Genomic DNA, 17,098 nt, shown 5'->3' on the forward strand with positions numbered 1-17,098 from the left:
CGATTTGGTTTGGCCTAGTTTGTTATGATCTCTGGCCCCATGAACGTGTTGGGCAGGAAGGTCGATATCCATGGGATATACGTGACCATGATCAGGAAGACGAACAGCACCGCTAGGAACGGCAGCGCCGCGCGCACAACACCCATCATCGGCATACCGGCAACGCCCGAGGTCACGAACAGGTTCAGACCGACCGGAGGCGTGATCATCCCGATCTCCATGTTGACCACCATGATGATGCCCAGATGGATCGGATCGATGCCCAGTTCGATGGCAATCGGGAACACCAGCGGCGCGACGATCACCAGCAGGCCCGAGGGCTCCATGAACTGACCGCCGATCAGCAGGATCACGTTAACCACGATCAGGAAGGTCACCGGACCCAGCCCCGCCGACAGCATGGCGCTGGCGATGTGCTGAGGCACCTGCTCGTCGGTCAGCACGTGTTTCAGGATCAACGCGTTGGCGATCACGAACAGCAGCGTGACGGTCAGCTTGCCTGCCTCGAACAGTGTATGCTTGGTATCGGGGTGGAAGAACGCCGTGACCAGCGCATAGGGCTTCTTCATCAGCGGCAGGTTCGGCGTGCCCTCTTCGGTGCTGAGCGGCCCCATGTCCTTGTAGACAAAGCTGGCGATCAGGAAGGCGTAGACGGCGGCCACCGCAGCAGCCTCGGTCGGGGTGAAGATACCGCCGTAGATGCCACCCAGAATGATGACGATCAGGAACAGGCCCCAACCGGCTTCGCGCGCCGAGGTGAAGATTTCGCCCCAACCCTTCCAGTCGCCTTTGGGCAGGTTCTTGACCTTGGCCATGATGTAGATGGTGATCATCAGCATCAGACCGGCCATCAGGCCCGGAATAACGCCTGCCAGGAACATGCGTCCGACCGACACCTCTACAGCCGCGGCATAGACGACCATCACGATGGAGGGCGGGATCAGGATGCCCAGCGTGCCTGCGTTACAGATCACACCGGCGGCAAATTCCTTGGAATAGCCCACCTGACGCATACCCGCGATGACGATGGAACCGATGGCCACAACGGTTGCCGGGGACGAGCCAGAAAGCGCTGCAAACAGCATACAGGCGAACACACCCGCAATCGCCAGGCCGCCGGGCAAATGCCCCACACAGGCAATCGAGAAGCGGATGATCCGCCGCGCCACCCCGCCGGTCGTCATGAAGGACGAGGCCAGAATGAAGAACGGGATCGCAAGCAGGGTAAAGTGCCCCTCGAACGCCTCGAACAGGGTGCCCGCCACCGAGGCCAGAGAGCTGTCGGAATAGATCAGCAGGAACAGGGTGGAACTGAGGCCAAGCGCCACCGCAATCGGAACACCGATCAACAGCAGGCCGATGACCATCGAGAATAGAAGTACAACATCCATCAGTCATGCATCCCTTGCTGAGCGCGGACTTCTTCGATCTCGTCCTCGACTTCGTGGCTGGCGACAAGGCGGTCGGTTTCACCGCGCCAGATTTGAACGGCAACTTGCGAAAAGCGGATCACAAGCAGCACCATCGACACCGGCAACACCAGATAGGGCACGACTTTGGGCAGCTTTTCATAGCCCTCGCCATAGTTGATCATGTCCTCCAGAAAACGCAGCGGTGCGACCATGGGGATGTCGTCGACTTCATAGAAGCTCTGGCTGCGCGCACCGGTGTCGAACCCGGTCGGGAACCAGCGGCCCGAGGTGGGCGGCAAGTCGGCGAACACGGCCCAGTAGTCATACGAGCCCTTCAGCAGCAACAGCGAGAACACCAGACAGCACGCCACCGCAATCAGCGCCAAAACGCGGCGCGGTGCCGGGGCAAGCATGTTCAGGATTGCATCCACACCTAAGTGAGCGTGCTTCTTCACCGCGTAGGATGCGCCCAAGAGCACCAGCCAGCCGAAGGTGAAAACTGTCAGCTCAAGCGCCCACAGGATGTTGGAATTAAAGACGAACCGCGCGATCACGTTGGCAAAGGTGACGACTGTCATCACCCCCAACAGCAGCGCGATCATCGTCTCTTCGATATGGTCGACCAGCCCGCCAGAGCCGGGTTTCGCACCAGACATCTCATTGTCCCCGCAATTTGTGTGATGAGAGTAAGAAGTGGCGGGCCTTGATGCGGCCCGCCCGGCCTGCACGTCGATAACTCCCCAGTCCCGCGACGCGCGGCCTCGACCGGGATCAGAACCCGGCGTTGATCGCCTGAGCAGCGTCGATCTTGTCCTGACCGACATCGCCTGCGAACTTGTCCCAAACGGGCTTCATCGCATCGACCCAGGCCTGACGCTGATCCGCGTTCAATTCGCGGATGGTGCCGCCGGCATCGATCACCGACTGCTTGGCCGCTTCGTTCACAGCAAAGGCTTCCTTGTTCCGGATCTCGGTTACCTCGGACAGGATGGTCAGAAACTGATCGCGTACTTCCGGCTCAAGGCTGTCCAGCCAGTCAACCGAGGTCACGACCAGATAGTCGATGATGCCGTGGTTGGTCTCGGTGATGCCGTCCTGCACCTCAAAGAACTTCTTGCCGTAAATGTTCGACCAGGTGTTCTCCTGCCCGTCCACAACACCTTGCTGCAGCGCGCCGTAAACTTCCGAGAACGCCATCTTCTGCGGGCTGCCACCGATGGCCTCCATCTGTGCAACCAGAACGTCCGAGGACTGAACACGGAACTTCAAACCATCCGCATCTGTGGGCTCAACCAACGGCTTGTTCGCCGACATCTGCTTCATACCGTTGTGCCAGAAGGCCAAGCCCTGCAGGCCATGACGCTGCATGCTGTCCTTCATCGCCTGACCGGCATCCGAGGCCTGGAACGCATCCACGGCATCGACATTCTTGAACATGAACGGCAGATCGAACAGGCGGAACTGCTTGGTGAACTTCTCGAACTTTGACAGCGACGGAGCGGCCAGTTGCACGTCGCCCTGCAGCATCGCCTCAAGCACCTTGTCGTCATTGTACAGCGTCGAGTTCGGGAATACTTCCACACACATCACGCCATTCATCTCGTCATTGACGCGCTGTTCCAGCAGCGAAGCGGCGATGCCCTTGGGATGTTTGTCGGTGTTGGTCACATGCGCGAACTTGACGACAATCTCGCCATCGTCACAGGCGGCCATGCCAGCGGTTGCGGTCACTGTCAGCGCCAATGCGGTCGCAGCTGTTGTCAGGAATTTCATCAGTCTTTTCCTCCCAGACTTCCTAATCGACGCGCAAATCGCGTCTCACGAAGCGCAGTGAACCGAATCACAGATTTCAGCTCAACTTTTTGTTTTGATATCAGTCGGGTTCAAAATTCGTGTTTATTTTCATTGCATTGCGAACCCAACCCGCATGGCGAAATTTTCGGTGAGCCCAAAGTGTGCGGAATCCCACACGGCCCGTCGCCAAGTTGTGCGGAATTCCGCACTGTTTCGAATCATCCGTGGCGAATCGCGCGCACCAGTTCCGCATTCCAGCCGCAGCCCGCGTCAGCGGGCTGCCACGCCCAACGGTTTTTGCTGCATGAAATGCAGGTCAAACCGGCGGGAGCCCCCTTAGCGCCGATAGTCTTCCGGACGGATCTTGTAGCGCGCCAGCTTGTCATAGAAAGTCTTACGCGGCAGCTTAAGCGCTTTGGCCGCTTCGGATGCCTTACCGTTGTGACGGCCCAACGCGGCCACAAGCAGCGAGCGTTCGACCCGAGCCACGTGTTCCACCAAACCCAACTCAGTCGCCTCGGACGCCTCCTCCGGCATGCCCAGAACAAAGCGCATGGCCGCAGACATCAATGATCGCGCATTACCAGGCCAGTCCTGCGTCATAAGCGAGGCAAGGTGTTCAGACGTCACTTCGGGCGGAGCGATTCCCGCCTGCTCGGCGGCCTGCGCAACATAGTGGCGAAAGATCACCGGAATATCCTCGGGCCGTTCCGCCAAAGACGGTATGCGCACCTGCATGACATCCAACCGGTAGAACAAGTCCGGGTTAAACCGCCCCTGCTGTGCCAGCTCAGCCAGATCGGCGGTTGTCCCGGCAATGATGCGCGCCTCCTGACCTTTCTCGATCAGTTCCAAAGCGGCATATTGCGTCGCTTCCGGCATCGCTGAAACCTCGTCCAGAAACAGCGAGCCGCCGCCTGCATCAGAGCAGGCCGTATTCAGGTCATCTGCTGACAAGCCCGAGGCGGGACGTTTGATGAAAGGACCCTGTCCGACCGGCGACATCAGATGAACCACCTCGGCCACTTTCGAGATACCACTGCCCACAGGGCCCGTCACCAGAACCTCGGCGCGCGTTGCGGCCACTGTGCGCACGCGGGCGCGCAGGGTTTCAGCTTGCTGAGACAGACCAAAGAGCATGCGGGCAGCCGGGTCGCCGCGCTCCAGCTCTTGTTTGTGCGCGCGCTGCTCCAGTACGTCGGCGCGGTCGGCAAAAGCACGGCCAAGCACCTCAAGCAGATCGGCCGAGGCGCAGGGCTTTTCCAGAAAGTCATAGGCCCCCTGCCCCATGGCCTGAACCGCCATGGGAATATCGCCCTCTCCCGTTAATAATATAACGGGCAACTCGGGATCCATCTCGCGAGCATAGCTTAACAAATGAAACCCGTCGCGGCCCGGCATCCGAATGTCCGAAATCACGACACCTGCAAAATCCCGGTGAATGTGATCTTTTGCGGCGACAAAAGAGCCCGCAACGAGCGGTTCAAAATCCGCCAGTTCCAGCGTCTGCGCCAGCGCTTCGCGCACGGCGGCGTCATCATCAACCAGAAGAACCTTGCGGATCATGCGGCCTCTTCTTCCTTGTAATGCTCAAGCTCAACGGTGAACACGGCACCATCTTGCGTGTTTGATCCCTGAATATGGCCCCCAAAGCTTTGAACAAGGCCATATGAGATGGACAACCCCAACCCCATCCCCTCGGACGACCCCACGGTCTTGGTGGTATAGAACGGTTCGAAGAGTTTTTCCGGGTCCTCGATGCCCGGACCAATATCGTTGACCGTCACCGACAGACGGTCGCCCTTGCTGAGTTCGATCCAGATGCGTCTGTCCTCCTGCCCGCTCATCGCGTCTGCGGCATTGTTGATGAGGTTCACAAAGACCTGAACCAGACGCACCTCGCCCCCCCAGGCATAGACCGGCGTGGCATCGGGCTGCCAATCCAGAATGACCGCATCTGTCCTAAGGCGGGCCTCAGTCAGTTCGACGGCCGTGCTGATGACCTGAACCAGATCGACCTTGCCCATCGGTTCGCTTTCGTTGCGCGCAAAGGCCCGCAGGTTCTTGATGATCCGCGCCATCCGGGCGGCCATCTGCGAGATTCGGCCCAGATTCTCGCGTGCCCGGTCCGTCTTGCCCCGCTGCATGAAGGCCGAGCCGTTATCGGCAAATTGCTGAATGGCCATCAACGGCTGGTTCAACTCATGACTGATGCCGGCCGACATCTGCCCAAGCGCGCTGAGTTTTCCGGCCTGAACCAGTTCGTCCTGCGCTTTTTTCAGGGCGGCTTCGGCTTCTTCGCGTTCCGACACTTCGCGGCGCAGAGCCGCATTCGCAGCGGTCAGGGCATGCGTACGTTGTTCGACGCGGCTTTCCAGAACAGCGTTGGCCTCGGCCAGAGCGCGTCGCCGCTCGGTTGCCATGAACAGCAAGGCTCCAAACGCAAAGCAGATGGCCGCAACTGATGCAGCCTGCAACCCCGCCAACCGACGCGCGGGCGCCACATCGACCAGAACCTCGGCCGTCATGTCGATCACCGGCAGATCAAGCGTCAGATGCAACGCGTGGCGCGGCAGGTATCGCCCCCAGTCCAGTTGCCACAGCTCATGCCCGCCGACGAGGGTCGAGGTGAAATTGACCTCAGCGCCTTCAGGCGGTGTCAGACCCAGTTGCCCGGGCTGACGCTGCCAGAACAACAGGTCTGACCGGTTCGAGATAAAGACGATACCCTCTGCATCCACGAAGAAGACCGCTTCGGTGCTGCCCCGCCATGTCTGTTCGACGTCCTGCACGTCCGCCACAACCATCACCGCGCCCTCGACCTGACCATCTGGACCAAATGCCGGGGCTGCATAGGTATAAATCCGGTCGCCACTGCCGGGCTCGACGCCATGCGCGCTGCCCAGGGCTCCCTGCAGGGCGCGCGCAAAGGCTGGATGTCCGGCCATGTCCTGATCAGGAACCGGCTGCGCCGCTGCCAAAATCCGCCCGGTTCGATCCAGATAGATCATATTGACCGCAGCAGTTTTGTCAGCGACATCCAGCAGCATTGCCTGCGCCGTTTGTTTTTGCGTCGCCGTATCAAGCGCACCCAGAACCGGATGATCCGCCATCAGAACCGCCAGTTCCTGATAGACCTGCATTTGTGTGCTCAGCCGGTCAGCCGCCAGTTCAAGATCGGCCTCGGCCTTTTCGCTCAGTTGCGACAGGGCCTGACGGTACCCGTAGGTCCAGACGCTGACCGTCAGAAGCCCGACGGCGCACAGAAACCCCAGAATGATCCAAATGCGTTGCATGTCTAAGGGTCTTGCATTCAACACGCGCCATGGCAAGTCTGCACGGCATGAAGACGCTGAGCCAATCCCCCACCGATCCGGATTTTGTGCAGAACCCATACCCGTTCTATGACATGGCCCGAAGCCACGGGGATTTGTTTTGCTGGTCCGAATATGACATGCCCGCTGCGGTATCATATAGCGCCGTCAGCGCCCTTTTGCGCGACCGCCGCCTTGGACGCGAAATCCCGCCCGAGCTGGCCAAGTCAGGCCCTGCCCATATTGCGCCATGGCTGGCGGTCGAGGCACATTCGATGCTGGAGCTTGAGCCGCCGCGTCACACGCGATTGCGCGCCCTTGTCCTGCGCGCTTTTACCTCGCGCGCGATTGCCGAACTGGCCCCTTCCATCACCGATTTGTGTCACGACCTGATCGCGCAATTCCCCGATTCTCCGTTCGATCTGCTGAATGCCTATTGCACGCAGGTGCCCGTCATCACGATTTGCCGCCTGTTGGGCGTGCCCGAGGCTCTGGCCCCTGACCTGCTGCGCTGGTCACATGACATGGTCGCGATGTATCAGGCGAGCCGCACCCGAAGGACCGAGGACGCCGCTGCACAAGCCGCGCTGGAATTCACTGCGTTTCTGGACAGCTATATCGAACAGCGGCGACAAGACCCAAGGGACGATCTGATCACCCGGTTGATCGCCGCCGAGGAAGACGGAGACAAGCTGTCGAAGGACGAATTGATCACAACCTGCATACTGCTGCTGAACGCCGGTCATGAGGCGACAGTCCACGCCCTTGGCAACGGCGTCAGGATGCTGTTGCAGACCGGTCTTGGTGCTGAGGTCCTGGCTTCCGACACTCTGGATAACGTGATTGAGGAGATTCTGCGCTTTGATCCCCCGCTGCATATGTTCACGCGCTATGTGTACGAAGATGTGGAACTGTTCGGCACGCAATTCAAACGTGGCGATGAGGTCGCTTTGCTGTTGGGCGCCGCCAATCGTGATCCCGACATCTGGCAGGACCCCAACCGGTTTGATCCGCATCGCAAGGTCGTCGCGAATTCCAGCTTTGGCGGCGGTTTGCATTTTTGTGTCGGCGCGCCTCTGGCTCGGCTGGAGATGCGGATCGCGCTGCCGATCCTGTTCCAGAGATGTCCAAAACTGCGGCTGGCCGAACCGGCAGAGTTCGCCAACAGCTATCACTTTCATGGCCTGACCGAACTGTTGGTCGAAACCTGAGCTTTGGCTTGGCTAGGCGCTTAGCGGAAGCATGGTGGTCGACTTGATCTCTTCCATCGACAACAGGGCAGTCACGTTGTGCACCCGCACTTCGGAAATCAGGGATTGGTAGAAATTGTCATAGGCCCGCGCATTCCGCACGCGCACTTTCAGAATATAGTCGATATCGCCTGCCAGACGGTGCGCCTCCTGCACCTCGGGTCTGTCGCGCAGCGCTTTCAGGAATTTGCGCTGCCAGTCGGCTTCGTGTTCGGACGTGCGGATCAAAACGAAGAACGTGGCCTCCAGACCCAGCGCCTCGGCATCCAGCAAAACGGTCTGCTGACCGATGATCCCGGCCCCCTTCAGTTTCCGAATGCGATTCCAGACCGGTGTCTTGGAACTGCCCACACGAGCCGCGATTTCGTCCAGCGACTGGCTCGCGTCCCGCTGAAGCTCGGTTAGAATTTTCCGATCCGTGTCGTCAATGCGCACCGACATTCCAATTATCCCTTTATGACAGAACAGATGTTCCACTTGTCGATCTCAGTAGAACAGGCGTCCTTATTTGGCCACCCATATAGCGAATAAGTGGGAATATTTCCTATATAGGGTGTTAAGTCAAACAATGCTGCAGAAGACGCAAAGATGCAAAACGGACCACATTCACACCGGCTTCATACCCAGCCTGCCATTGGTGGACGGATCGTAGTTGTGCGTCTTGCCGGCACCCTACAAGAACAATTGGCCCTGAACACGGCCGCCAGTGATTTCAACAAGGAGCGTTTCTGATGGCGCGTGCATTTACTCCGAAAGTCGTGACAGCCAATGATCTGCTTGAAGGCGATGTCATCTATCTGACCGAAGACAATCGCTGGTCGCGCGAATTGTCCGAGGCCGAGCTGATCACGGATGAGGCCCACGCGCAAGTGCGCCTGCTGGATGCGGAACGTCAGACCAGCAAGATCGTCGGCGCGTATCTGGCCGATGCGGTGAGCGGCGCGAACGGCCCCGAACCCACCCATTTCCGCGAGGATTTCCGCCGCACCGGGCCGTCCAACTATGCCCACGGCAAGCAGGAAACAGCAACGCAGCCCCGGACCTGACCACAGGCCTCTTCTCTCCCCATATAAGGCCCCAAGGTTCGGGGCTGCAACGAAGGACAGCTAATCATGTATCGCTACTCCGAGTTCGACACAGCATTTTTGGCAGAACGCAACGCGCAGTTCCGGGCACAGGTCGAGCGCCGCATTGATGGTTCACTGACCGAGGATGAATTCAAACCGCTGCGTCTGATGAATGGCCTGTATCTGCAACTGCACGCGTATATGCTGCGGGTTGCGATTCCCTATGGCACGCTGTCCAGCGCACAGATGCGTCAGCTGGCTCTGCTGGCTGAAAAGTGGGACAAGGGCTATGGGCATTTCACCACCCGTCAGAACATCCAGTATAACTGGCCCAAGCTGAACGACGTACCGGATATGCTGGACGCGCTGGCCGAGGTTGGGATGCACGCCATCCAGACCAGCGGCAACACCATCCGCAACGTGACCGCAGACCACTTCGCCGGTGCCGCCGCGGATGAGGTCGCCGACCCGCGCCCCTACGCCGAACTGCTGCGCCAGTGGTCGACCGATCATCCGGAATTCCAGTTCATGCCGCGTAAGTTCAAGATCGCCATCAACGGTTCGGAAAACGACCGCGCCGTGATCAGGGCACACGATATCGGTCTGCAACTGGTCGAGCGTGACGGTGTTCTGGGTGCCCGCGTTATAGTGGGAGGTGGTCTGGGCCGCACCCCGATGATCGGCAAAGAACTGTCCGAGTTCGTCGCCTTTGACGACCTGCTGGCCTATCTTGAGGCCATCGTTTCGGTGTGGAACCAAATTGGTCGCCGCGATAACAAGTACAAAGCGCGTATCAAGATCACCGTACACGAGCATGGCATCGACGCCATCCGCGCCAAGGTCAATGAACGCTTCCTGCAGGTCCGCCCGCAGTTCAAAGGGGCCGACATTGCGCTGCTGGATGAGATCAAGGGCCACTTTGCCGCCCCTGCCTTCCGCAAAGGCTCGGTTGCATCGTTTGAAAGCGCCTACACCAACGATCCGGTTTTCCGCTCGTGGGTCGATACCAACATCGCACCGCACAAGAACGCGGACCACGCGATCGTGACGATCTCGATAAAAAAACACGGCGCGACGCCCGGCGATGCGACGGCTGAACAGATGCGTGTGATGGCCGATCTGGCCGAAGAGTTCGCCTATGACGAACTGCGCATCAGCCATGAGCAGAACGTGATCCTGCCGCATGTCCACAAATCGGACCTGCCCGCGATCCATGCCAAGCTGAAGGAATACGAGTTGGCCACCGCCAATATCGGCCTGATCAGCGACATCATCGCCTGCCCCGGCATGGATTACTGCGCGCTGGCCACGGCGCGTTCGATCCCGGTTGCGCAGGAAATCGCGACCCGGTTCGAAGACCTGAAGCTGGAGCATGATATCGGTCACCTGAAGATCAAGATCTCGGGCTGCATCAACGCTTGTGGGCACCACCATGTGGGTCACATCGGCATCCTTGGTCTGGATCGCGCGGGTGTTGAGAACTACCAGATCACACTCGGCGGCGACGGCACCGAAACTGCAGCCATTGGCGACCGTACCGGTCCCGGCTTTGCCTATGACGAGATCGTTCCCGCCGTGGAGCGCATCGTCGACACCTATCTGGAGCAACGCGAAAGCGCCGAAGAGGAATTCCTGCAGACCTATCGCCGTGTCGGCATGGCCCCGTTCAAAGCAGCCCTCTACCCCGAGGCGCAGGCGAATGCCGCTTGACCTGATCCAGACGGAACTGGGTAAAGAGCGCAGCGCACTAACCGAAAGGGTCGAGGCGCTAAATGCCCGGTTTCGGCACCACAGTGCGCATGATGTGATGCATGGGGCCATCGAAGAAATCGACGACCTCGCTTTGGTGTCCAGCTTTGGCGCGGAATCTGTGGTGTTGCTGCACATGGCTGCGGTTGTCGACAAGATGACCCCGGTGTTGTTCATCGACACCCAGATGCTGTTTACGGAAACGCTGGAATACCAGCAGGAAGTCAGCGAGCGTTTGGGCTTGAAGAACGTCCGGATCATCCGCGCAGACGAGGAAGATATTCAGCGCGAAGACCCCTATGGTGCACTGCGCTTGCAGGATACGGACGCCTGCTGCAACCTGCGCAAGACCTTCCCGCTCCAACAGGCGCTGTCAGGCTATTGCGGCTGGATCACGGGCCGCAAACGGTTTCAGGCAGGCACCCGCGCCGCGCTTGACTTCTTTGAGGTCGAAGACGGGACCGGCCGGATCAAGGTCAATCCGCTGGCCCATTGGGCGCCCGAAGACGTGCGCACCTATATGATAGAAAACAACCTGCCCCGGCATCCGCTGGTGGCCAAAGGTTACCCCTCGATCGGCTGCGCGCCCTGCACCTCGCCGGTCAAAGAAGGCGAAGACCCGCGCGCAGGACGTTGGCGCGATCAGAACAAGGAAGAATGCGGCATCCATTTTGTCGATGGCAAAATGGTGCGCGCCGGAGAGAGAACATGAATGTAATCGTAACGGATGATGGCTTTTCACCCGACGACTGGACCGACGGCTTTGTCACGCTGGAAGATGCGGCCAATGATGTGGTCGCGCTGGATGTGGCCTCGGACACAGACCCGGACGAGTTGTATGACCGTCTTGGCAGCGCCCGAATGGTGCGCGTGGATTTCCCCTCGTCGGCGGATGGGCGCGGCTTTACGATCGCGCGCATCCTGCGCCTGAAAGGTTATACGGGACGTTTGCGCGCCAAGGGGCATGTGCTGGCTGACCAATATGCCATGGCGCGCCGCAGCGGTTTTGACGAGGTCGAGATCGATCACGCATTGGCCAACCGGCAGCCCGAAGATCAGTGGCTGGCACGAGCCGATTGGCAATCGCACAATTATCAGTCGCGGCTTCGCGGCTAGGGTCACATTCACTGGAAAATGAAACCTAGGGGCAACCTGCCCCTTTTCCTGACTTGGATCAAAGATTAAACGGAGATGTCGGTTTACCCAACCGGCAGTGATAACGATGACAGAGATGAAGCCCGTGACCGAAGCAACCGCCGTCAAGGCCCCCGTTCTGCCCGACGCCCAGACCGTCACCGACGTCAAGCATTGGACGGACCGTCTGTTCTCTTTCAAGGTCACGCGCCCGGCTTCGCTGCGGTTCCGCTCGGGCGAGTTCGTGATGATCGGTCTGCTAGGCGACAATGGCAAACCCCTGCTGCGGGCCTATTCCATCGCCTCGCCATCATGGGACGAAGAGCTGGAGTTCTATTCGATCAAGGTGCAGGACGGCCCTCTGACATCGAAATTGCAGCACATCCAACCCGGAGATCAGATCATCCTGCGCCCCAAGCCCGTTGGCACGCTGGTCCATGACGCGCTGCTGCCCGGCAAGCGCATCTGGTTCTTTGCCACCGGTACCGGCTTTGCCCCTTTTGCATCGCTGCTGCGTGAACCGCAGACTTACGAAGACTACGATGAGGTGATCATCACCCATACCTGCCGCGATGTGGCCGAGTTGGACTATGGTCGTGAGCTGATCGAAAACGTGCGCAACGATGAATTGCTGGCCGAACTGATCGGTGAGGGTTTCGCCGACAAGATCCGCTACTACCCAACCACCACGCGGGAAGAGAGCCCCAAGATGGGCCGCATCACCACTCTGCTGCAGGATGGCACGGTGTTTGCCGATCTGGGTATCGAAGGCGGTATCAAGCCGGAAACCGACCGTGCCATGGTCTGTGGCAGCCTGGCGTTCAATCACGACATCAAGGCCATCCTTGAAGAATTCGGCTTGCGCGAAGGGGCGAATTCGGAACCCAAGGAATTCGTGATTGAAAAGGCATTTGTAGGTTGAACCGAACCTTTCGGATCACAACCAATGTATAAACCTGCTGTGAAACTTGCGAATTTCGCGGGTTTCGCAACTGTTGGCGCTTGAAACACTGTTCGGCCCGGTCTAAATTCCGGGCTCGAAATTCTGCAACCATCAAAGGAATGAACCCATAGCCCGCAGACCTCACAACGCGCCCCCGCAGAGAGACACCGGACCGCGCGTCAATGACAGAATCCGTGCCCCCGAAATTCGCCTGATTGGCGCCGAAGGCGAAAATGTCGGGGTGGTTCATCCCGCCAAAGCCATGCAACTTGCCGCCGACGCCGGGCTCGACCTTGTCGAGATCTCGCCCAACGCGAACCCGCCGGTCTGCAAGATCATGGATTTTGGCAAGTTCAAGTACGAACAGCAAAAGCGCGAAAGCGAAGCCCGCAAGAAGCAAAAAGTCATCGAGGTGAAAGAGGTCAAGTTCCGGCCCAACACCGATACCCATGACTATGACGTCAAGATGAAGAACGTCTTCAAGTTTCTGGAAAAGGGTGACAAAGTTAAGGTTACCCTGCGTTTCCGGGGCCGCGAAATGGCGCACCAGAACCTCGGGCGTGAACTTCTGGAACGTGTGGCCGAGGACATCAAGGAACTTGGCAAGGTAGAAAACATGCCCAAGATGGAAGGCCGTCAGATGATCATGATGATCGGCCCGCTGCCACAAAAGTAACAATACCTGCGCTTAGCGTTTCAAAGCCCTCTTGTAAGCAAGGGGGCTTTTTTCGTTTTCAGCTCGCCTGGCGATTCCGGACCCACTGTGCTGCATCCCGAACGTCGAACATCAACGAGATGACATCGACCACCAGCAGCACCCAAAGAAATCGCACATAGCCCCCAGACAGGTTTTCGGCACCCACAAGCAGAAGCACTACAATCATCACCAAAGGCGTCCAGCACAGAATATGCGGCAAGGCCATCGCGCCAGACATCCCCCGCGCCGCTATCATGATCGGAAGATTCAGCGCCATTCCGGTTATGGCCAGAAAAGCGATCAGGCCCGCTTGTGGCTGGGACAAAAATGCCAGTGGCATCAGGTTGACCGGCACAAGGATCACTGCCACCCATATCTGAACCCACAGCGGCAATCTCCGAAAACTGTTCCAGATATCGAGGAGCATGGCCCTGGCCTTTCAGTTGGTCGTTCGTCCGGTGATCCTAGCGCCTGACGCTCCTGTCAAAAGGGCGGTCACGGACTTGTCAGATCACCGAGGCGATGGCGCGTTCCAGCTTGTCCACCGTCTCATGCAACTGTTCCTCTTCGATGATGAACGGAGGCGCAAGAAGGATGTGATCTCCGTTGCGCCCATCCCGCGTTCCCGCCATGGGATAACAGATCAGCCCCTCGGCAAAGGCGGCTTTCTTGATCTTTCCGGCAATCCCGCGTGATGGATCGAACGGCGTTTTTGTTTCCCTGTCCTCGACCAGCTCGAGCCCTCGAAACAAACCGCGGCCCCGGATATCGCCAATGTTGGGGTGCTGACCAAAACGGGCCTCGAGCAAGGCCTGCAACCGCCGCCCCATTTGGGCGGCCCGTTGTGGCAATTCGCGCGAGGTCAATTCCTGCACGACGGCCAGCGCCGCTGCGGTCGCCACCGGATGACCGATATAGGTGTGGCCATGCTGAAAAAACCCCGACCCATCCCGGATCGCATCATAAATCCGGCCGGTGCACAACATCGCCCCGACAGGCTGATACCCGGCCCCCAACCCCTTGGCGATACATAGGATATCCGGCACGACCTGATCGTGGTCGCACGCGAACAAATGCCCGGTGCGTCCCATTCCGCACATCACCTCATCCAAAATCAGCAACACGCCATACTGATCGCAAATCTCGCGAATCCGCCGGAAATACCCGTCAACGGCAGGCACGGCGCCCAATGTAGCCCCAACTACAGGTTCGGCCATGAATGCCATAACGGTCTCGGGACCAAGGCGCAGGATCTCGGTCTCGAGTTCATTGGCAACACGCTGGCCATAGTCAAAGCTGCTTTCGCCTTCGAGCCCTTCGGCATACTCGTAACAGGGCGCTATATGGGTCATCTCGATCAACATCGGCGCAAATTGCGCCCGCCGCCAAGCGTTCCCCCCAGCAGACAACGCCCCAAGCGTATTGCCATGATAGCTCTGCCGCCGCGCGATGACATGGCGCCGCTCGGGTTGACCGATTTCAAGGAAATACTGCCGCGCCAGCTTGATCGCAGCTTCGGTCGCCTCGGACCCGCCCGAAACGAAATAAACCCGCTCAAGATCGCCCGGGGCATGCTGGATCAGCAAATCCGCCAAAGCCTCGGCCGGTTCAGATGTCATGAACCCCGAATGCGCAAACGCAATTTTGTCGACCTGCGCCTTGACCGCTTGCGCAACTTTAGCATTCGAATGACCCAGGCACGAAACCGCCGCATCCCCGCAATCCAGATATCGATTGCCCGAGGCGTCAATCAGATAGCACCCGTCCCCTGCCGCCGCGACCGGCAATTCCGCCCTGGTGTGGCGCGGAAATACATGACTCATCTTCTGCTTCCTTTTAACAATTCAACCAGCGCTGCAACCGAGGCTGCGTTATCGGCCCACAGACGCCCTTTTGAATTCACCATACTATTTTCAAACCCGACCCGCACATCTCCGCCGTTTTCTGCCGCATAGCTCAGGCACGCATGTTCATGTTTACCAAACGCACACAGCATCCACCGCGATGGCTGAGGAAGAAAGACATCCAAATCCCCCGGGTCCGAGTTCCGCCCGGAAGAATACCGCCCCAACACCAGCAACCGCTCCTGTTGATCGGGCTGAACAATCCCGCGATCCTGCCAATGATCCAACAGCGCCGCATCAGATTGATCATAAAGGATATGCTGCACCCGTGTCCCCTGCGCAGCACATTCTGCATAGACCTGCGGCGCCAGTGCTTCATCCCGCGCGATTTCCCGAACCGAGATCGAGGCCCATTCCGGCTTCACCGATCTCAGGCAAAACAGTTGCTGAGGAACATCAAACAGACCGGCGGCCTCGGTGGTGATCTGCACATCGATCTCAGGAACCTTGCGGCGCAGTTCGGCGATCGTCTCAAGATACAGTCCCGAATCCAGTGAATGCCGCCCTGCCTTGTCGCGAACATGCAGGTGTAGTCCGTTAGCCCCGGCATCGGAACAGGCTTTGGCAGTCTCCACAAGTTCCGGCACGGTGACAGGAATCGCCGGATGGTCCTTCGCCCCGCGCCGCGCGCCATTTGGGGCAACCAACACGTAAGGAGGCTGCTGGCTTTCAAGTGTTTTTTGGTGCACCGCTGTCACCCCGATACTCTTGCTGTGTGCAACAGATTTACGCGCAAACAAATCGTTTTCAATTTGATTTCTTCATAACATATGTTTTTCTACGCTCATGCAATCGACAGCACCTCAGATCACCGCGCATCTGCGCCGGGAAATTGATGCCCTGCCCCCTCAGATGCAGGCGGCGGCCAAATATATCATAGACCACCCCGGAGATTTCGGGCTGGACCCGATCCGCACAACTGCACAGAAAATCGGGGTAAGCTCCAACGTTCTTGTCCGCCTGTCCCAAAGGTTCGGGTTCGACAGTTTCGACAGTTTCCGCATCCCTTTTCGGCAGATTCTGGTCACGGACCGAGAAGCGCAGCTTGGTCAGGACTGGCTGGATCAAATGCAGGCCAAAGGCGGCTTTGACGCCACTCACGCCACCTTTGTCCAAAACGAACTGAACGTGGCAACCCGATCTATGCGGCTGCTGGATCCCAGGACGGCAAAACGGGCCATCGACGTTGTGATCAGGTCCAACCGATGCTTCATCACCGCCACGCGCGCCAGCTATGCATTGGCCTATTACTTTCACTATGCGGGGCGAATGGCGCATCCGGGGCTGCAGCTGATTCCGCGCCATATGGGATCGGCTGTGGATGATCTTCTGCAGGCGGATCAGACCGATTGCCTGCTGGCAATTACCGTGCATCCCTACTCCTCGGACACGATAAAATCCATGCGCTTTGCTCAGGATCGTGGCTTGAAACTGGTGCTGATATCAGACAGTGACGTCATCGCACCGGGCCTGAAACCGGACGTCAGCTTGACAATCAGCACCCGCACACACCACGCCTTCACCAGCTTCTCCGGCGCGATGGTCGTTCTTGAGTGCCTCTTGGCCCATCTGTTCAACGCGGACGGACATACCGCGCAGGATCGGGTGGAACAGTATCAAAAGGCTCGGGAAGACACGGGCGCATACTGGCAGCCCCCAAAACCACCTCGCGTACGTCCCACATAATCCCCCGGCGTTTTGTGCCGGGGGGTATGTGTGTTTTCCGCTTTGTTTTGCGGTGTATCAGGTACAGGCGTTGACGGCGCGTTTTGTCATGACGCTGACCAGATGTGCGCGATAGTCCTTGCTGCCATGCAGATCACCGATCATGTTG

General features: G+C 58.6%; 17 protein-coding genes and 1 pseudogene. 8 read left to right on the forward strand and 10 right to left on the reverse strand.

Annotation, left to right across the window (positions count from 1 at the left end; genetic code table 11):
• Positions 1-14 precede the first annotated feature (14 nt).
• From ACR0K4_RS12190 to ACR0K4_RS12210, 5 genes are all read right to left on the reverse strand, one after another.
• Entirely contained in the window at positions 15-1,391 is a 1,377-nt protein-coding gene (locus ACR0K4_RS12190; protein ID WP_480854180.1) for a TRAP transporter large permease, read from the reverse strand.
• Positions 1,391-2,068 (reverse strand): TRAP transporter small permease, encoded by a 678-nt coding sequence (locus ACR0K4_RS12195; protein WP_480520149.1) that lies wholly within the window; start codon positions 2,066-2,068, stop codon positions 1,391-1,393. Before ACR0K4_RS12195 ends, ACR0K4_RS12190 begins: the two co-directional genes overlap by 1 nt.
• 115 nt (positions 2,069-2,183) lie before the next feature.
• Positions 2,184-3,185: a DctP family TRAP transporter solute-binding subunit gene (locus tag ACR0K4_RS12200; RefSeq protein WP_480854181.1), complete on the reverse strand. Its 1,002-nt coding sequence runs from the start codon at positions 3,183-3,185 to the stop codon at positions 2,184-2,186.
• A gap of 357 nt (positions 3,186-3,542) precedes the next feature.
• Positions 3,543-4,772, reverse strand: coding sequence for a sigma-54-dependent transcriptional regulator (locus ACR0K4_RS12205; protein ID WP_480520145.1), 1,230 nt, complete (start codon positions 4,770-4,772; stop codon positions 3,543-3,545).
• Positions 4,769-6,502 carry a sensor histidine kinase gene (locus tag ACR0K4_RS12210; protein ID WP_480854183.1) on the reverse strand — a complete coding sequence of 578 codons (1,734 nt, stop codon included), beginning with the start codon at positions 6,500-6,502 and terminating at the stop codon, positions 4,769-4,771. The genes ACR0K4_RS12205 and ACR0K4_RS12210 overlap by 4 nt, the downstream gene beginning before the upstream one ends.
• A 47-nt stretch (positions 6,503-6,549) precedes the next feature.
• Here ACR0K4_RS12210 and ACR0K4_RS12215 point away from each other — a divergent pair, with 47 nt between their 5' ends.
• A complete protein-coding gene (locus ACR0K4_RS12215) occupies positions 6,550-7,731 on the forward strand; it encodes a cytochrome P450 (protein WP_480854198.1) in 1,182 nt (393 codons plus the stop codon).
• A 12-nt stretch (positions 7,732-7,743) separates the two neighbouring features.
• Here the strand turns inward: ACR0K4_RS12215 and ACR0K4_RS12220 are convergent, their stop codons facing one another.
• Entirely contained in the window at positions 7,744-8,211 is a 468-nt protein-coding gene (locus ACR0K4_RS12220; RefSeq protein ID WP_480520141.1) for an Lrp/AsnC family transcriptional regulator, read from the reverse strand.
• Between the two features lie 290 nt (positions 8,212-8,501).
• On the opposite strand from ACR0K4_RS12220, the gene ACR0K4_RS12225 reads away from it, so the two are divergent.
• From ACR0K4_RS12225 to infC, 6 genes are all read left to right on the forward strand, one after another.
• Complete coding sequence (locus tag ACR0K4_RS12225; RefSeq protein ID WP_480520139.1) at positions 8,502-8,816, forward strand: DUF2849 domain-containing protein; 315 nt, start codon at positions 8,502-8,504, stop codon at positions 8,814-8,816.
• 66 nt (positions 8,817-8,882) lie between these two features.
• Positions 8,883-10,547 carry a nitrite/sulfite reductase gene (locus ACR0K4_RS12230; RefSeq protein ID WP_480854184.1) on the forward strand — a complete coding sequence of 555 codons (1,665 nt, stop codon included), beginning with the start codon at positions 8,883-8,885 and terminating at the stop codon, positions 10,545-10,547.
• Positions 10,537-11,298, forward strand: coding sequence for a phosphoadenylyl-sulfate reductase (locus tag ACR0K4_RS12235; RefSeq protein ID WP_480520135.1), 762 nt, complete (start codon positions 10,537-10,539; stop codon positions 11,296-11,298). Before ACR0K4_RS12230 ends, ACR0K4_RS12235 begins: the two co-directional genes overlap by 11 nt.
• Positions 11,295-11,702, forward strand: a complete 408-nt coding sequence (locus tag ACR0K4_RS12240; protein WP_480520133.1) for a DUF934 domain-containing protein — start codon at positions 11,295-11,297, stop codon at positions 11,700-11,702. The genes ACR0K4_RS12235 and ACR0K4_RS12240 overlap by 4 nt, the downstream gene beginning before the upstream one ends.
• 106 nt (positions 11,703-11,808) lie before the next feature.
• Complete coding sequence (locus ACR0K4_RS12245) at positions 11,809-12,642, forward strand: ferredoxin--NADP reductase (protein WP_480854186.1); 834 nt, start codon at positions 11,809-11,811, stop codon at positions 12,640-12,642.
• Positions 12,643-12,877: 235 nt separating this feature from the next.
• A complete protein-coding gene (gene infC, locus ACR0K4_RS12250; RefSeq protein ID WP_480597495.1) occupies positions 12,878-13,339 on the forward strand; it encodes a translation initiation factor IF-3 in 462 nt (153 codons plus the stop codon).
• Positions 13,340-13,397: 58 nt separating this feature from the next.
• Here infC and ACR0K4_RS12255 read toward each other — a convergent pair whose 3' ends face one another.
• From ACR0K4_RS12255 to ACR0K4_RS12265, 3 genes are all read right to left on the reverse strand, one after another.
• Entirely contained in the window at positions 13,398-13,787 is a 390-nt protein-coding gene (locus ACR0K4_RS12255; protein WP_480854187.1) for a hypothetical protein, read from the reverse strand.
• A 79-nt stretch (positions 13,788-13,866) separates the two neighbouring features.
• Complete coding sequence (locus tag ACR0K4_RS12260; protein WP_480854188.1) at positions 13,867-15,183, reverse strand: aspartate aminotransferase family protein; 1,317 nt, start codon at positions 15,181-15,183, stop codon at positions 13,867-13,869.
• On the reverse strand, positions 15,180-15,953 hold the full coding sequence (locus tag ACR0K4_RS12265) for a beta-keto acid cleavage family enzyme (protein WP_480854189.1): 774 nt from the start codon (positions 15,951-15,953) through the stop codon (positions 15,180-15,182). Before ACR0K4_RS12265 ends, ACR0K4_RS12260 begins: the two co-directional genes overlap by 4 nt.
• Positions 15,954-16,050: 97 nt before the next feature.
• Between ACR0K4_RS12265 and ACR0K4_RS12270 the strand changes: the two genes are divergently transcribed.
• Positions 16,051-16,950 carry a MurR/RpiR family transcriptional regulator gene (locus ACR0K4_RS12270; RefSeq protein WP_480854190.1) on the forward strand — a complete coding sequence of 300 codons (900 nt, stop codon included), beginning with the start codon at positions 16,051-16,053 and terminating at the stop codon, positions 16,948-16,950.
• 57 nt (positions 16,951-17,007) lie between these two features.
• Here ACR0K4_RS12270 and ACR0K4_RS12275 read toward each other — a convergent pair.
• A pseudogene (locus ACR0K4_RS12275) lies at positions 17,008-17,098 on the reverse strand (FAD binding domain-containing protein); the annotation flags it as partial.

This window comes from Ruegeria sp. K11, from assembly GCF_056531905.1.